12 protein-coding genes are annotated in these 17,088 nt (G+C 59.9%); 2 read left to right on the plus strand and 10 right to left on the minus strand.

Annotated features, from left to right (window positions below):
* Positions 1-70: 70 nt before the first annotated feature.
* Positions 71-2,557 carry a M1 family aminopeptidase gene (locus tag LJ738_RS04195; RefSeq protein WP_227785061.1) on the plus strand — a complete coding sequence of 829 codons (2,487 nt, stop codon included), beginning with the start codon at positions 71-73 and terminating at the stop codon, positions 2,555-2,557.
* 138 nt (positions 2,558-2,695) lie between these two features.
* Here LJ738_RS04195 and LJ738_RS04200 read toward each other — a convergent pair whose 3' ends face one another.
* The 5 genes from LJ738_RS04200 to LJ738_RS04220 all read right to left on the minus strand — a co-directional run bounded on the left by LJ738_RS04200 (position 2,696) and on the right by LJ738_RS04220 (position 7,943).
* Positions 2,696-3,451 (minus strand): carbonic anhydrase, encoded by a 756-nt coding sequence (locus LJ738_RS04200; protein ID WP_227785062.1) that lies wholly within the window; start codon positions 3,449-3,451, stop codon positions 2,696-2,698.
* An 85-nt stretch (positions 3,452-3,536) separates the two neighbouring features.
* On the minus strand, positions 3,537-5,168 hold the full coding sequence (locus LJ738_RS04205; protein ID WP_227785063.1) for a SulP family inorganic anion transporter: 1,632 nt from the start codon (positions 5,166-5,168) through the stop codon (positions 3,537-3,539).
* A gap of 149 nt (positions 5,169-5,317) precedes the next feature.
* Positions 5,318-6,712: a HAMP domain-containing sensor histidine kinase gene (locus LJ738_RS21430; protein WP_227785064.1), complete on the minus strand. Its 1,395-nt coding sequence runs from the start codon at positions 6,710-6,712 to the stop codon at positions 5,318-5,320.
* Positions 6,713-6,917: 205 nt separating this feature from the next.
* Entirely contained in the window at positions 6,918-7,598 is a 681-nt protein-coding gene (locus tag LJ738_RS04215; RefSeq protein WP_227785065.1) for a response regulator transcription factor, read from the minus strand.
* 111 nt (positions 7,599-7,709) lie between these two features.
* Entirely contained in the window at positions 7,710-7,943 is a 234-nt protein-coding gene (locus LJ738_RS04220; RefSeq protein ID WP_227785066.1) for a hypothetical protein, read from the minus strand.
* A 363-nt stretch (positions 7,944-8,306) separates the two neighbouring features.
* Between LJ738_RS04220 and LJ738_RS04225 the strand changes: the two genes are divergently transcribed.
* On the plus strand, positions 8,307-9,443 hold the full coding sequence (locus LJ738_RS04225; RefSeq protein ID WP_227785067.1) for an XdhC family protein: 1,137 nt from the start codon (positions 8,307-8,309) through the stop codon (positions 9,441-9,443).
* A gap of 544 nt (positions 9,444-9,987) precedes the next feature.
* On the opposite strand, the gene preA is transcribed toward LJ738_RS04225, so the two are convergent.
* The 5 genes from preA to LJ738_RS04250 form a co-directional block, all read right to left on the minus strand.
* Entirely contained in the window at positions 9,988-11,376 is a 1,389-nt protein-coding gene (preA, locus tag LJ738_RS04230) for an NAD-dependent dihydropyrimidine dehydrogenase subunit PreA (protein ID WP_227785068.1), read from the minus strand.
* A gap of 154 nt (positions 11,377-11,530) precedes the next feature.
* On the minus strand, positions 11,531-12,856 hold the full coding sequence (locus tag LJ738_RS04235) for an FAD-dependent oxidoreductase (protein WP_227785069.1): 1,326 nt from the start codon (positions 12,854-12,856) through the stop codon (positions 11,531-11,533).
* Between the two features lie 227 nt (positions 12,857-13,083).
* Positions 13,084-13,950 (minus strand): nitrilase-related carbon-nitrogen hydrolase, encoded by an 867-nt coding sequence (locus tag LJ738_RS04240; RefSeq protein WP_227785070.1) that lies wholly within the window; start codon positions 13,948-13,950, stop codon positions 13,084-13,086.
* Between the two features lie 243 nt (positions 13,951-14,193).
* Positions 14,194-15,567, minus strand: coding sequence for a dihydropyrimidinase (hydA, locus tag LJ738_RS04245; protein WP_227785071.1), 1,374 nt, complete (start codon positions 15,565-15,567; stop codon positions 14,194-14,196).
* Between the two features lie 97 nt (positions 15,568-15,664).
* Positions 15,665-17,017, minus strand: coding sequence for an aminotransferase class III-fold pyridoxal phosphate-dependent enzyme (locus LJ738_RS04250; protein WP_227785072.1), 1,353 nt, complete (start codon positions 17,015-17,017; stop codon positions 15,665-15,667).
* Between the last annotated feature and the right edge of the window lie 71 nt (positions 17,018-17,088).

Here is a 17,088-nt window from a genome sequence, read left to right on the forward strand (position 1 = left end):
GAATTGGCAACCTTGCCTAGGCGGCCGGGTCCTTCGCGCGAATCCTCATTTTTTCAACCACTTCTTTTACATGAAGCACCTTTTAGCGTTGGGCCTGCTGGGCTTGGTAGCCGCAGCACCGGCCCTGGCGCAGCCCCCCACCACCCCCGCTGCGAAAGCGGAATCCCCCTACCGCGCCTCGGCCACCAAAATCAACGACTTGGTGCACACCAAGCTCGACGTGCGTTTTGACTACGCCAAGCGCTACCTCTACGGCAAGGAATGGGTAACCCTGAAGCCCCACGCCTACCCCACCGACTCGCTGCGACTCGACGCCAAGGGCATGGACATCAAGACCGTGGCCCTGATGAACGGCGACCAGCAGCAGCCGCTGAAGTACACCTACACCGATGCCGCCAACCTGCGCATCAACCTGGGCAAGACCTACAAGCCGGGCGAGCAATACACCATCTACATCGACTACACCTCCAAGCCCGATGAGCTGAAGGTGAAAGGCAGCGCCGCCATCACCGACGCCAAAGGCCTATACTTCATCAACCCGGACAGCGCCGTGGCCGGCAAGCCCGTGCAAATCTGGACGCAGGGCGAGACCGAAGGCTCCTCGGCCTGGTTCCCCACCATTGACCGGCCCAACCAGAAAACGACCGAGGAAATCAGCATGACCGTGCCGAGCAAGTACGTCACGCTGAGCAACGGCGCCTTGGTAAGCCAGAAGCCCGCCGGCCCCGGTTTGCGCACCGACACCTGGAAAATGGACCTGCCCCACTCCCCCTACCTGTTTATGATGGCGGTGGGCGACTTCCGCATCACCAAAGACACCTGGCGCGGCAAGGAAGTGAGCTACTACCTCGAGCCGAAGTACGCCCCCTTTGCCAAGCAGATTTTCGGCAACACGCCCGACATGCTGGAGTTCTTCTCCAACCGCCTCGGCGTGGAGTATCCCTGGAACAAATACGCCCAGATTGTGGCCCGCGACTACGTGAGCGGCGCCATGGAAAACACCACCGCCACCCTGCACGGCGAGCAAGTTCAACTCACCGACCGCGAACTGCTGGACCGCGAGTACGGCGGCGAATCGGTGATTGCGCACGAGCTGTTTCACCAGTGGTTCGGCGACTACGTGACGGCCGAATCTTGGGCTAACATCACGGTGAACGAGACCATGGCCGACTTCTCGGAAGGCCTCTACGCCGAGCACAAGTACGGCAAAGACGCCGCCGATGCCCACTACTACCGCTATCTGCGCCGCTACCTCAGCAGCCCCCGCGACGCCACCAAAACCCTGGTGCGCTTCCACTACGACGAGCAGGAAGAGGTATTCGACCTGGTGAGCTACCAGAAAGGCGGCGCCATCATGGACATGCTGCGCACTTACCTCGGCGACGACGTATTCTTTGCCGGCCTGCAGAAGTACCTCAAGGATAACGCCCTGGGCAACGGCGAAGCCCACCAGATGCGCCTGGCTTTCGAAGCCGTATCGGGCCAGGACCTGAACTGGTTCTACAACCAGTGGTACTTCGCGCCGGGCCACCCCGTTGTAACTATCGACTATGCCTGGGATGCGGCCAAGAAAGTGCAGTCCGTGACCGTGAAGCAGACCCAGCCGGGCCAAGTGTTCCAGCTGCCGTTTGTTATCGACTACTACGTGGGCGGCAAGGTGCAGCACCAGCCCGTGACCATGACCGAGGCCACCCAGACCTTCACCATGCCCCTCGCGGCCAAGCCCGAACTGGTGAACGTGGACGCCAACAAGAAAACGCTCTGGATTAAAACCGACAACAAGCCGGTAAGCGAGTCGGTCTATCAGTACAGCCACGCGCCCCTGTTCGTGGACCGCCGCGAGGCCGTAGAAGCCGCTGCCAAAGTGCAGACCACTGATGCCGCCGCGCGCAAAATGCTGCTGGCCGCCCTCAACGACAAGTTCTACAGCTTGCGCATTGCCGCCATCGAAGCCCTGAAAATGGACGACAAAGCAGTGGCCAAAGCCGCTGCCCCGGCCCTGCGCAAGCTGGCCACCAAAGAGAAAGACCCGGCTGTTTTGTCGAGCCTGCTCACCACCCTGGCCAAGGCGAAGGACAAGAAAGACGAGAAGTTTTTCTCCAAGCAGCTCAACAGTCAGTCGTACAACGTGCAAGGCGCGGCCCTGCGCGCCCTGGCTGCCGTGAAGCCCTCTGTGGCCCTACTTGAGGCTAAAAAGTATGAAAGCGACAGCCACGCCGCTCTCGCCCAGGCCGTGACGGAAGTGTATGCCAAGAACGGCACCCTGGCCCAGTGGCCTTATGTGCGCGACAAGTTCGACGCGGCCCGGCCCCAGGGTAAGCTCAACCTGATGGCGCCCATAGCCACCATGCTCGGCCGCCTCGACGACCCCACGGCCCTGTCCGAAGGCATCACCCGGTTGAAAGACCTCGGCGTGAAATACAAATCCTACGGCGCCGACAAGCCCATAATTGGCCTGCTGCAAGGCATAGTGCCTGCCAAAGCCGGCCGCGCCAATGCCGCCGAAGCCCAGCAAGCCGTGGAGAAAGCCGTAGCCGAAATTCAAGCGGCGAAGTAATCAGCTCATCGCAATACAAAAAAGCCCGGCGACACTAGCAGTCGCCGGGCTTTTTTGGGCGGTTGAGGCTTGGCCCAATACACAAAAAGCCTTCCGCACAGTGCTGTGTGGAAGGCTTTTCGTGTATTGGGCCACTGCTTATCCTGCTATGCTGGGCAGCGACTGCTTTTCCTTCTCAGGTTTCTGGGCTTTGGCGTTATTGGCGTTTCCGGGCTGCGAGGCAGCGGGCGTTTCCTGTGCAGGGGTTACTTCGTGTTCCTCGGCTTCGGTGCCGTATATGTGCGCCATTTCGCGCATCACGTAGTTGCTGTCCACCTTCATGTCTTTGAGCACGCCATCGGCTACATCGTACACGAGGCCGTGCAGGCGGGGCGGGTCGTCGGAGCGCATGGCGTTCTGGATGATGTTGGTCTTAGCCAGGTTGCGGACCTGCTCAATTACGTTCAGCTCCACCAGGCGGCGCAGGCGCTGCTTGTCGTCTTTGATGCGCAAAAGTTCGGTTTCGTGCAGCCGGATTACGTCGCGGATGGGCGTCAGCCAGTTGTCAATCAGGCCGTACTGCTTGTTGGAAGCAGCGGCGGCCACGCCTCCGCAGCCAAAGTGGCCTACCACCATAATGTCCTTTACGCCGAGCACTTCCACGGCATACTGCAGCACGCTGAGCAGGTTCATGTCGCTGTGCACCACCAGGTTGGCAATGTTGCGGTGCACAAACATTTCGCCCGGACCGGTGCCGGTGATGCCGGAAGCCGGCACCCGCGAATCGGAGCAGCCAATGAACAGGTACTTGGGCTGTTGCCCGTTGGCCAGCCGCTTAAAAAACCCGGGGTCCTGAGCATTTTTCTCGGCCACCCAGTGACGATTGTTTTCAAGAATATTTTCTACACCGGCCATGGCATTGGGGGATTTAGTGATAAGGGAGTGAGCAGTCAAAGTATACGGGATTGTAAAGAAAGAAGAGAACAACCGAAGCCGCCGGCTAATGCCCAGCTACGGCTACCTGAGAAATGCCGCGCAGCTCCAGCTCGATGTGCCGCTCGGGGGCTACCTGGCGGAACGATTCGATGGCTTCGAGCACGTCGTGGTCGATGTCCATCGATTTGCTGCCGTCGAGAATAACGCGGCTGCCCCGGGGCAGGCGCTCAAGCGTGTTGATGATGCTGGCCTTGTTGAGAAAGGACACGTGCTCGGAAAGGCGCAGGTAGAACGTGCCGGGCTCGCGGCCGGGGGCGTCGCGGGTCAGGAAATACGCCTGCTCGGCATTGGCCTTGAGGATGAAGAAGAAGCCCACCACCAGACCCACGCCCACGCCCTTGAGCAGGTCGGTAAACAGCACAGCCACGATGGTCACGATGAACGGCAAGAACTGGGCCCAGCCCAATTTCCACTGCGTGCGGTAGAGCGCCGGCTTGGTCAGCTTGAAGCCCACGGTGAGCAGCACCGCCGCCAGCGCCGAGAGCGGAATCATGTTCAGCACCGAAGCCAGAAACAGCAGGCTGGCCAGCAACAACAGGCCGTGGATAAACGAAGACAGTTTGGTTTGGCCACCGGAGTTGATGTTGGCCGACGACCGCACAATCACGGCCGTCATGGGCAGGCCACCGATGAGGCCGCTCACCATATTGCCCACGCCTTGGGCCATCAGCTCGCGATTGGGCGGCGTGCGGCGCTTGTGCGGGTCGAGTTTATCGACGGCCTCCACGCTGAGCAGGCTTTCCAGTGAGGCTACAATGGCGATGGTCAGGGCCACGCCGTAGGTGGCGGGCCGCGCAAAAGCCGACCAGTCCGGCAAAGTCAATTGGCCGAGCAAACCGCTGAGCGACGATACGATGGGCAGCTTCACCAGGTGCTCGGGGCGTACCTGGTAATCGGGGGCTACGGCACGCAGCAGCTGATTGAGGCCAATGGAAACCAGCACGACCACCAGCGCGCCGGGCACCTTACGGGCCCAGGCCTGGCGCTGCACCGCGCTGGTATCCCACAGGAGCAGCAGCGCCAGCGACACAAAGCCCACCAGCACCGAGCCGGGGCTCAGGGCCTTGGCAGCAGCGCCAATAGCCGAAAAGGTATTCTGGCCGTTGAACTGCAGAAAGTCCATGTCTTCAAAATAGTCGGTATCGGCACCGAGGAAGTGCGGAATCTGCTTGAGAATCAGAATCAAGCCAATGGCAGCCAGCATGCCGCGAATAACCGCTGCCGGGAAGTACATGCCGATAACTCCGGCCTTGGCCACGCCCATCAGCACCTGAATGGCCCCGGCGATTACCGTAGCCGCCAGCAGCGCCTGGAAAGACCCCAACGTGCTGATGGCCGTGAGCACAATCACGGTGAGGCCGGCGGCGGGGCCGCTCACGCTCAGCTGCGAGCCACTGAGCCAGCTCACCAATACGCCGCCCACTATGCCCGTAACGAGGCCCGCGAGCAGCGGCGCCCCCGAGGCCAGCGAGATGCCCAGGCACAACGGCAGGGCCACGAGGAAAACCACCAGCCCGGCCGGAGCATCCTGCCCAATTGAGCTAAAAACCGAAGGCTTGGGCGCCGGGGCGGCCGGCTCGGTGGCCGCCGCAATGCGTGCACCGGTGCGAGCCGGTGAAGAAATAATTTCTGACATAACCGTGTCTTAATTATAGGACGACTGCTGCAGAAGCGAGCAGGCGTCGTAACCGTTGTAATTCTGACACAAGGTTACGGGGGCGCTATTAAGACCGAATTAAACTCGAATTAAAAGGAAATTAAAACCGATAAAACGCCAAAATTGGGCTAAACAGGCCAATTGAGCCATACCTGGGTGCCCGTACCCACTTCGCTTTCGACGCGCACCGTACCGCCGTGCAGCGCCATAATGCGGGCCGCCAGCGGCAGGCCAATGCCGTGGCCGGGCACCGCCCGCGCCGTGGCCGCCCGGAAGAACGGCACGAACACCTGCTGCAAGTCGGCCGGGCTCAGGCCGGGGCCTTCGTCCGAGACCAGCAGCGTGAGGTGGTGGGCGGTGCGGGCCAGCGAAGCCGTGACCGTGCCGCCATTGCCGGCCGAAAACTTACAGGCATTGTCCAGCACGTTGAGCACGGCCGAGAGCAGCAGCGCTTCGTTGCCGCGCACGGTGAAGCAGTTGGCTTCTTCGCCTTCGCGAAAATCGAGGTCGACCCGGCAGGTGGGGTGGCGGCGCAGCAGCTGCTCGTGGGCCTGCAGCAGCAGCTCGTCGAGCCGCACCGGGCCCATGGGCACTTGCGACGGGTCGTCGGAGGCCCGGGCAATCTGCAGTAGGCCGTTCGTGAGCTCGTTGAGCTGGCGGGCCGAATCGAGGGTGCTTTGCAGCACGCGCCGGTACTCGGCTGGCGGGCGCTCGGCTTGCAGCAGGGCCACTTCCAGCTCCCCAATCAGGGCGGTGAGCGGGGTGCGCAGCTCGTGCGAGGCGTCGCGCACAAAGGTGCGCTGGCCGGCAAAGGCCGATTCCAGCCGGTCGAGCAGGCGGTTGAAGCGCTGGGCCAGCCGCCCAATTTCATCGGTTGTACCCGCGGCCTGCGTGAGGCGCTGGCTCAGGTCGGTGGCCGTAATGCCGTCGACCTCCTGCACCATGCGGCGCAGCGGGCGCAGGGCCTGCCCGGCAAAAAACCAGTTGCCGATGCCCATGACCACCAGCGCGGCTAGTAGCCCAACGGCCAGCAGCTGGCGTAGCTGCGCCAGCTGCTGGCGGCTGTCTTCGTCTACGGACGAGGCCACCACCACCAGCGGCCCCAAGCGGGCATCCTGGTAGAGCAGGCCCACGGTTTCGTGGTAGTGGGTTTCGGGCTCCAGCACGGCCCGGCCGCTGCGGCGCACTTCGGCCAGCCAGGCGGCGGGCACTGGCTTGGCGGGGCCCTGCCCTTCCCGAAACACCAGGCGGTTGGAGGCATCATAAACCCGTCCTTCTTCTTCGGGCAGGGTGCGGTAGAGCTGGCGCAGGTAGCGCCGGTACGAGGCTTGCTGGTTGGCGTTGCGGCTTTCCTGGCCTTCGGCGTAGGCATGGCCTACCACCAGCGTCCTTTTAAACAAGCTTTGGGTAAACAGCGCCCGCCGCGACTGCTTGGTGGCAAAGTAGATAGCCAACGCAAACAGCAGCAGCGTCACGGCCAGAATGGCCCCAAACTGAATGGCAAGACGCAGACGTATGGACACGGAGAGGTAGCGTTTAAAAGGATGTTAGATAACTCCCCTCCTTACCAAGGAGGGGATGTTCGAGCCAACGGCTCGGACGGGGGTGGTTGTGCCGTTGAACGATACCCGAACGAACCCAGCGCCCATCGTTCAACGAATCCAACCACCCCAGTGTCCGCTTCGCGGCCACATCCCCTCCTTAGATAAGGAGGGGAATTTTGTTCTTCTACCCTTCCGTCTTCATCACGTAGCCCATGCCTACCAGTGTGTGAATGAGCTTGGGCTCAAAGCCTTTGTCAATTTTCTTGCGCAAAAAATTGATATACACGTCGATAACATTCGAGCCCGTATCGAAGCTCATGTCCCATACGTGCTCCAGTAAGTCGGCACGGGAAACCACGCGGCCTTGGTTGCGCAGCAGGTATTCCAGCAGGGAAAACTCCCGCGCGGTGAGCTGCACCGCCTGCCCGGCCCGCTCCACGCGCTTGGCCGCGGGGTCGAGGGTGAGGTCGGCGAGGTGCAGCACGGCCTTGGGCGCGGGGGCTTCGGTGCGGCGGCGCACCAAGGCGCGCAGCCGGGCCAGGAGTTCCTCAAAGGCGAAGGGCTTCACCAGGTAGTCGTCGGCTCCGGCGTCGAGGCCGCGAATTTTATCATCGGTTTCCCCGAGCGCAGTGAGCATGAGGATGGGCACGCCGGGGTCGTGGGCGCGCACCTGCCGGCACACTTCCAGGCCGCTCAGGCCCGGCAGCATCTGGTCGAGAATCAGGCAGTCGTATTGCGTAGATTGGGCCCGGCGCAGCCCCAGCAGACCGTCGGCGGCCAGGTCCACGGTGTAGTCCTGCTCGGTAAGGCCCTGGTGGAGGAAGGCCGCCACCGCAGGTTCGTCTTCGACTAAAAGAATTTTCATGGGGCCGGAAGGTAGCGCCGACGGCCCGAAAATACAGTCGGCCCGCTCCAGTAGATTTACTACGGAGCGGGCCGGCTTGTTTTACAATCGGGTTCGGCGGGGCGGGCGGGGTTAGCGCGCTGCCACCGTACCACCCGCACCAGGGCCCTGAAAGCCAGCCGGTGCGCTCGTGGTTACTTCTTCCTTTGCAGTCGTTCCTGAGCCCAGCGGGGCAGCTTGCAACCGGACTCCAATAGCCAACAGAATAGATAAAGCCAACGCCAGGTAGAAGCGAAAATACTGTTGAATATTGGTAAACATCATCCAGGAGACCGAAAGTGAAGTGCCGAAAACGACTGTTGCCATTCTCACACTTCGAAAGTATCAGCCACGTGAATATCGTCCCGGTTATTTTAGCCTAACCACACCCTTTTCCAGACGAACTCACGCAACTTCTCGGTGAACCAAGTACTACTCCAACGGTCTAGTTGAGCTAACGTCTTAAAGTACAAAACCAGCAGGCACGTACCATTACCCGAGGTTTGTGGTGCAAAGCATTTCCATTTGATGGACTATAAAAAGGAATAAAACCTCCCGAAAGCGCCTACAAGAAACCCGAAGTCCCGTAATGTAAATCCGAAGTCCCGTAATGTACTTTTCCTATGCCCCACCCATCCCCACTGCAGGTTGCCGCGCAATCCAAGCCTGCCGTTGGCTGTTACTTAATTCATGACTGAACTGCAACGCCTGCTTCTAGCCTACGACCAGCACCGCGCCGATGGGCGGCCCTGCGCCCTGGCCACGGTGGTGGAGGTGCTGGGCTCGGCCTACCGGCGCCCCGGCGCCCGCATGCTCGTCACCGACGACGGCCAGCTCACCGGCGCCATCAGCGGGGGCTGCCTGGAAGGCGACGCCCGCCAGCGGGCCCGGCAAGCTATTTTCCGGGGCCAACCTGCCCTCGTCACCTATGACACCCGCGACGAAGACGACCCACGCCACGGCCTGGGCCCTGGCTGCCAGGGTGTGGTACGCATTCTGCTCGAGCCGCTTGATTTCGCCAATGCCGAAAATGCCATGGAGTTGCTGCGCAGTTTTGCCAGCTACCCGGAGCCCGCCGTACTGGCCACCGTCTTTGCCACCGAAGCGGCCGACTTACGGGCCGGGGTGGGCCAGCGCCTGCTGCTCACGGCGGCGGGCGCAGTACGCGGCACGGCTACCCTGGCGGCCCCACTAGCCGAGTCGGCCCGCGCCACGCTGGCCCAAGGCACCTCGCAGGTGCTGGATATCGACACCGAAGCGGGCCCGGTGCGGGCGCTGGTGGAGCTGCTTACCCCGCCCCTGCGCTTGCGCATCTACGGCGCAGGCAACGATGCTCAGCCGCTGGTGCGCCTGGCTGCCTCGTTGGGCTGGCACATCATCGTACTCGATGGCCGCCCCAACCTGGCCACCCCCGCCCGCTTCCCCGAAGCCGCCGAAGTGCGCGTGCTCCCGGTAGGAGCCATGGCTCAAGAAGCGCCGGGCACTGCCTACGCCGTGCTCCTAAGCCACAACTACGCCTACGACCTGGCCGCCCTGCAGCTGCACCTGGCAACGCCCACGCCCTACATCGGCCTCCTCGGCCCCCGCGCCAAAGCGGCGCGCCTGCTCGACGAATTGGACCTTACCGAAGCCGAGCAGCAGGAACTGCTTGCGACCCGCCTCCACAGCCCCATCGGCTTAGACCTGGGCAGCGAAACACCCGAGGAAATTGCTTTGGCAATAGTGGCCGAAATTCAGGCCAGCCGCAGCAACCGCAATGGCCGCCCCTTGCGCGAGCGGGCGGGCACCGTACACGCGCCCAACACCTTCGAATTGCAAGGCCGGTAACCTTTCGGTTTAGCTCAATAAAAACCGGGCTGCTCACACTTTGCAGTGCGGGCAGCCCGGGAGAAGTGCGGTCGACAAAACCGCGGCTAAGAATGCCTTCGGGTTAGTCTAACCGGCGCCGGCTGTGGCCATAGTTGCCGTAGCCATTGTTGCCACCATCGCGCCGGTAACCATCATAGTGTGAGCGGTAGGGCGGGCGGTAGTAACGGGGCACCACAACCACGGGGCGTGGCGGGTAATAGTAAGGCCGAACGGGAGCGTAGTATGCATGAACCGGTGGATAATACCCATAGTCGGCACCTACCCCAACCGAGGCGGCGCAACCGCTCAGAAGCAGCGCGCAAAAACCAATAGCAAACAACAAGGATTTCGTTTTCATGACCAGCTACGCAAGCGCGCAGAATTAACAAGTGGATACTTCCGTTAATACAAAAAACAGACCAGATTAATTGCGAAAGCTTGCTCTCAGCAATCTGGGCACCAATTTTTTACGGCTTATCCGAGAGTAGGTTTTCCCCTTGTTTTGGCAATGAAATTCTTGGGTTTAGGCGGTGGCTGGCACCTCGGTTTCGCCGTTCAAAATGCGGGCTTTGCCGGGTAGCGTTTTGTGGCGCTCTTTTCCCAGGGCAGCGGCCGGCTCGGGCACCCAATGGTGGCGGCCACCGGCGCGCTCGTCGTTGAACTCGGTGGGTGCGGTGCCGGCTTCGGTGCGCTGCTTCCAGGTGAGATGCTCGGTGCCGTCGTCGGTGCGGTCCATGGTGATGCAGTCTTCCACGGGGCACACTAGCGAGCAGAGGTTGCAACCCACGCAGTTTTCCTCGATGATTTCGGGTACCCGCGTGCCGGCGTTCAGCTTGATGGCTTGGTGAGCACCGTCTTCGCAAGCGGTGTAGCAGAGCTGGCAGCCAATGCACTTGTCCTCGTGGATGTTGGCCGTCACCTTGTACTTCATGTTCAGGTCTTCCCAGTGCAGAACGTTGGGCAGAGCCTTGCCTACGAAGTCGTAGATGGTGTTGAAGCCCTTGTCGACCATGTACTGCTCCAGCCCGGAAGTCATTTCGCGAATGATGCCGAAGCCGAAGTGCATGGCGGCCGTGCAAACCTGCACGCTGCTGGCACCCAGCAAGATGTGCTCCACGGCATCGCGCCAATTCTCGATGCCGCCAATGCCCGAGATGGGCAGGCGCACGTCGGGGTGCTGGGCGCAGTTTTTCACCATGTTCAAAGCAATGGGCTTCACGGCCGGGCCGCAGTAGCCGCCGTTGGTGCCCTTGCCGTCCACAATGGGGTACGGCGCAAACTTGTCCAAATCCACGCCCACGATGCTCTGAATCGTGTTGATAAGCGAAATGGCATCGGCCCCGCCGCGGCGCGCGGCCATGGCCGGCTCCGTGATGTCGGAAATGTTGGGAGTTAGCTTCACGATGACGGGCTTGGTGGCTACTTCCATCACCCACTCCACTATCATCTGCAGCACCTTAGGCTCCTGGCCTACTGCCGAGCCCATGCCCCGCTCGCACATGCCGTGGGGGCAGCCGAAATTCAGCTCAAAACCATCGGCGCCGGCGTCCTGCGATTGCCGCACGATGTCGTGCCATTCCTGCCGGGTTTGCACCATGAGCGAGGCGATGACGGCGTGGTTCGGAAACCGTTTTTTCACTTCCTCAATCTCGCGCAGGTTGTCGGCCAGCGGGCGGTCCGAAATCAGCTCAATATTGTTGAAGCCGACCAATCGTTTGTCGCGGTAGTTTACCCCGCCGTAGCGGCTGGAAACATTGACTACCGGAACCCCCAGCGTTTTCCACACCGCGCCGCCCCAGCCGGCGTCGAAGGCTTTCATGATTTGGTAGCCGGAGTTGGTGGGCGGAGCCGAAGCCAGCCAGAAAGGGTTCGGCGATTTGATGCCGGCGAAATTGATGGATAAATCAGGCATTTTAATTTTTTTATCTGTCATCCTGAGCGCAGCGAAGGACCTTATCACGGTCGACGAATGGGCTTGAACTATGGAGTTACTGCGAATTGTGCTGCTGTCCTTGGGTCCTTCGCTGTGCTCAGGATGACACTTTTTATAGCTTGGGTGTAAAACCTTACTTGCTCAGGTAGGCGTGAATGCCGCGGGCCGTGAGCTTGGCCTCGGCGGCGGCGTTCACCACTTCGGCCCCACCATTCCAGGCATCGCCGGAGGCGAAGTACTGGGGGTTGGTAGTTTGGCCGGTGTGGGCATCGGCCACGATGCGGCCCTTGCCGTCCACCTTCAGGCCCGGAATCAGGCTCAGGAAATTGGTTTGCTTGGCCTGGCCCGTGGCTTTTATCACCATGTCGCAGGGCTCCACGAATTCTGAGCCGGCAATTTCCGATACCTTGCCCTCCTTGGTTTCCGTGCGGATAAATTTCACGCCCGCCACGTAGCCGTTGCCCATAATCTCGACCGGGGCCACGTTGAACAAGCCCTTCACTCCTACACCTTTGGCCAGGTCGTATTCGAAGTCATAGGCGCCCATTTCTTCCTTGCCACGGCGGTAGGCCAGCACTACATTCTCGGCCCCAAGGCGGGCCGATTCGGAGGCCGCATCCATCGCCGTGTTGCCGCCGCCCAGCACAATTACCTTCTGGCCCACCGCTACCTGGTGGTGATGCTGGCGCAATTCCGCAATGAACTCTACGGCGCCGGTGCAATTGATTTTGTCTTCACCCGGCAAACCCAAGTCGTTGGTTTTGCCCAAGCCAATTCCGAGAAAAATGGCGTCGTATTTACTCTCTAATTCCGCTAATTCTTCGCGAGAATTAATCGGCGAATTAAAGTGCACGTTGTAGCCGAATTGTGCTTGCAAATAGGCCATTTCGGCCAGTGTTTCTTCGTTAGTGATTTTGTAGGGTGCCACGCCGTAAACCGTGAGGCCCGAAGGCTGGGCTTTGGCTTCAAAAACGTCCACTTCGTACCCCAACGCCCGCAGCTCGCAGGCTGCCGAAATCCCCGAAGGACCCGCGCCAATTACGGCCACGCTTTTCCCATTGGGCGCCCCCGGGCCAAACAACTTTTTGCCGCTTTCAATGACCTTGGTGGTGGCGTAGCTCTGCAAGCGACCAATTTCGATGGGCTTCACATCCTGCAGGTTGTACACACAAGCACCCTCGCACAGCACCTCCGTAGGGCACACTTTGCCGCAGGCGTTGCCGAAGTAATTAGCCTCGTAAATAGTCCGCGCCGCACCAGTATCGTTGCCCGAATTTATCTGGCGAATAAACTGCGGAATGTCAATTCCTGAAGGGCAGGCTTTGATGCACGGCGCGTCGAAACAAAACAGGCAGCGCGAGCTTTCGTACAGCGCCTCCGTCCGGTTCATGTGGGGCTTGAGCTGCGCAAAATTGAGCTGGAATTCCTGTTCGGTGGTGGGGGTGGAATATTCGGCCATTGGGGGCGGGGGACTCGAATTGTAAGAAAGAGAAGGAGCCGTCATGCTGAGGTCGACAGAAGCACATTACCCGCACCGTCTGTCATGCTGACGAAGGAAGCATCTTCTCACGTTGAAACGATTCGTTCGAACCTGATAAGATGCTTCCTTCGTCAGCATGACAGACGACGTGGTTGAAATGACTTCTTCGACCATTTCAGCATCACCGTTCTGATTACTGGAGTGGCCTACAGCTCCACAAGCTTCTCGTAGGTCTCGGGGCGACGGTCGCGGAAGAACTGCCAGGTGTTGCGCACCTCGTCAATCATATCCAGGTCGAACTCCGATACCAGCAGCTCGTCGTTGTCCTCGCTGGCTTGGGCGATGATTTGGCCGCGTGGGTCCACGAAGTAGCTGGTGCCGTAGAACTTGCCCAGGTTCCAAGGCTTCTCGGTGCCGACGCGGTTGATGCAGCCCATGAAATAGCCGTTGGCAGCAGCGTGCGCGGGCTGCTCCAGCTTCCAGAGGTACTGCGAGAGGCCGGCTACGGTGGCCGAAGGGTTGTACACGATTTCGGCACCGTTGAGGCCGAGCACGCGGGCGCCGTCGGGGAAGTGGCGGTCGTAGCAGATGTACACGCCCACTTTAGCGTACTTGGTCTGGAACACGGGATAGCCCATGTTGCCGGGCTTGAAGAAGAACTTCTCCCAGAAGCCGGAGGTGTGCGGAATGTGGTTTTTGCGGTACTTGCCGAGGTAAGTGCCGTCGGCGTCAATCACGGCGGCCGTGTTGTAGAGGAAGCCAGCGGCTTCGCGCTCGTACACGGGCACAATCATTACCATGTTATATTTCTTGGCGTACTCGGCCATGCGCTCCGTAGTCGGGCCGGGCACGGCTTCGGCCGAGGCGTACCAGGCTTTGTCCTGGCCGGGACAGAAATACGGGGTATTAAAGATTTCCTGCAAGCACAGGATTTGCACGCCCTGACGGCCGGCTTCCTCAATCAGCGGAATGTGCTTCTGCACCATGGCCTCCTTGATTTCCTCAATGGTGCCTTCGCCTTCGGTCATCGGCAGGCTCATCTGAATCAGGCCGGATTTGATAATTCTGGACATGCGGTTGGAGTGGGTTGGGATTAATTGTCATTGCGAGGAGGCACGATGGAGCAATCCGTCCTGGTCTCCGCACAAAGGATTGAAAGGTGATGAATTAAAATTCTTATTCGTCAGCCCAAAGTGGGCTAAAAGTTAAGCAAAAAATAGGGCATTGCGCAAGGTTGAGCTAGCCGCATCGGCACAAGGATTTCCTTCGCTCCAATCGGAACGGAAAAGCGCTTGCCTATCAAGCCAATTAGTTCATTAAAAAGCGGTTTTGCTCCGTTTAATAAACTGTCCGTAGCCTTTCGCCACCTTCGTTTCGCCGGCGTCTACAGCTACTTTGCCGCGCAGCAAAACGGTGTCAATCTTGCCGGTGAGTTCCCACCCTTCGTAGCCGGAATAGTCGCAATTCATATGGTGCGTTTCGGCCGATATTTTGTGCTTTTTAGTGGGGTCAAAAATCACTAAATCAGCGTCGGCACCAATGCTGATGGTGCCTTTGCGCGGGAACATGCCAAAGATTTTCGCGGCATTGGTGGAGGTCACTTCCACGAATTTATTGAGCGTGATTTTGCCTTTGTTCACGCCTTCCGAAAAGAGCAATTCCATGCGGTGCTCCACGGCGGGATGGCCATTGGGAATCTTCGAAAAGTCGTCTTTGCCCATCAGTTTCTGGTCCCACATAAAGGGGCAATGGTCGGTGCCCACTACCTGCACCAACCCTTGGTTGAGGCCGGCCCACAAGGTGGCCTGGTCTTTCTTCTCACGCAGCGGCGGCGACATTACCCATTTGGCTCCCTCCTCTTCGTTTTCATACAGCGAGGCGTCGAGCAGCAGGTACTGAATGCAGGTTTCGACCAGCATGCGCTGGTTGCGCTCGGTAGCGCGGCGTACCTGGTTGAGGGCGCCCTCGCAGGTGAGGTGCACGATGTAGGCATTCACGCCCGTGTAGTTCGCAATGTCGGCGAAGCGGCCCGAGGCTTCGGCTTCGGTCACTTCGGGCTGCGAGAGGTAGTGGTAGAGCGGCGTGAGCTTGCCCTGCGCCCGGTGCTGGGCAATGAGCGTGTCTATCATGTCGCCGTTGGTGGCGTGAGCCGTCACGAGGCCGCCGTGCTTCTTCACTTCCTGCATCAGGCCCACCATTTGCGCGTCGTCAATCATGAGCGCGCCTTTATAAGCCATGAAGGTTTTGAAGGAAGTGATGCCTTCGGCAATCATGTCCTTGATTTCCTCCTTGGTATCGGGGTTGAAATCCGTCACGGCCATGTGGAAGCTGTAGTCGCCCACCGCATTGCCGGTGGCGCGGCCACTCCACTCGTCAAAGGCGGCGCGCAACGAGTTGCCCTGCTTTTGCAGTATGAAATCGATGACCATGGTAGTGCCGCCGTGCAAGGCAGCGCGGGTACCGGTCTCATAGGTATCGCTGCTGAACGTGCCCATGAAGGGCATCTCCAAATGCACGTGCGGGTCGATGCCGCCGGGCACAACGATTTTGCCGGTGCAGTCGATAACCTCCGCCCCTTCGGCCGACAGGTTGCGGCCAATGGAAACGATGGTTTCGCCCTCAATCAGAATGTCGCAAACCGCGTCGGAATCGGCGGTGACGACGTGGCCGTTTTTCAGGAGTATAGCCATAAGGAAAAGTAGCGCGGACTTTGTAGTCCGCGTCCACGCACATTTTTAGCTGTTCAATTTAGGTTACCGCACTCGGACTAAAATTCCGCGCTACTGCTTAGTACACGTACTTATCAGCAATGCTGATGGCCTCCGAAATGATTGCCAGGCCTTCGTCGATTTCCTCTTTGTTAATCGTCAGCGGCGGGCAGATGAAAATGTAGTTCCAGCGCACGAAGGTGTACATGCCTAGCTCGCGGATTTTGGCCGCAACCTGGTTCATGATGGCCATCTGGTCGTTGGTCGCATTCCAGGGGGCCATGGGCTCTTTGGTGTCGCGGTTCTTCACCAGTTCAATGCAGCCGAAGAGGCCAGTGTTGCGCCAGTCGCCGATGCTGGGGTGGTGGCGCATGAGTTGAGCTACCTGCTCGTCCATGTACTTGCCCATTTCCACGGTGTTTTCCAGCAGGTTATCAGACTCATAGATATCGAGCACAGCTACGGCGGCGGCACAGCTCACGGGGTGGGCCGAGTAGGTCAGGCCCAGGGGCAGCGGCTTGTCGTCGAAGGTCTTGGCAATTTTCTCGTCTACCATCACGGCGCCCAATGGCAGGTAGCCAGCGGTAATGCCTTTGGCCATGCACATGATGTCAACTTTTACGCCGTGGTGGTCGGAGCCGAACCACTTGCCGGTGCGACCGAAGCCAGACATCACTTCATCAGCAACCAATAGGATGCCGTGCTTGTCGCAGATTTCGCGGATGCGCGTCCAGTAGCCGGGCGGGTACTTGATGCAGCCCGACGTGCCCGACTCCCCTTCCAGAATAATGGCGGCTACGCTGCCGGGATTTTCGTAGCCAATGATGCGCTCCATGGCATCGGCGGCACGCTGGGCGCACTGCTCGGGCGTTTCGGAGTGCCAGGGGCAACGGTAGAAAAACGGGTTTTCAACGTGCACCACGTTGGGCATGGCCTGGCTATCCACGGCAAACTTGCGGGGGTCGCCGCCGGCGCTCATGGCACCATAAGAAGCACCGTGAAACGACTGGTACAGCGTCACAATCTTGTGGCGGCCGGTGTACACCCGCGCCAGTTTGATGGCGTTTTCGATGGCCTCGGCGCCGCCCAGCGTGAAGAAGGCTTTGGTGAGGTTGGGCGCAGTGATTTCGGCCAGCTTCCGGCCCAGGTCGCCGCGGGCTTTGGTTATCATGCCCGGGTACACGTAGCTCAATTCGCGCATTTGGGCGGCTACGGCTTCGGTCACGCGCTGGTCGCCGTGGCCGATGTTCACGTTCATGAGTTGCGACGAGAAATCGAGGTAGCGCTTGCCGTCCCGGTCCCACACGTACACGCCCTCGGCGCGCTCGGCGTTAATGGGGTTCAGGCCCGTTTGCTTCGACCAGGAAAAGAGGGTGTGGTCGAGGTTGTCGTGCAGGATTTGGTCCTTGTCGGTATCGAGGGTCGGGTGCATAAGTATCGAATGCAAAGGAATGAAAGGAAACGGAAGCGAAGGACTTCCCCGTTCGGCGCAACAACTTACGA

Origin of the sequence: Hymenobacter plasmatis (assembly GCF_020711255.1) — a bacterium.
Lineage (GTDB): Bacteria > Bacteroidota > Bacteroidia > Cytophagales > Hymenobacteraceae > Hymenobacter.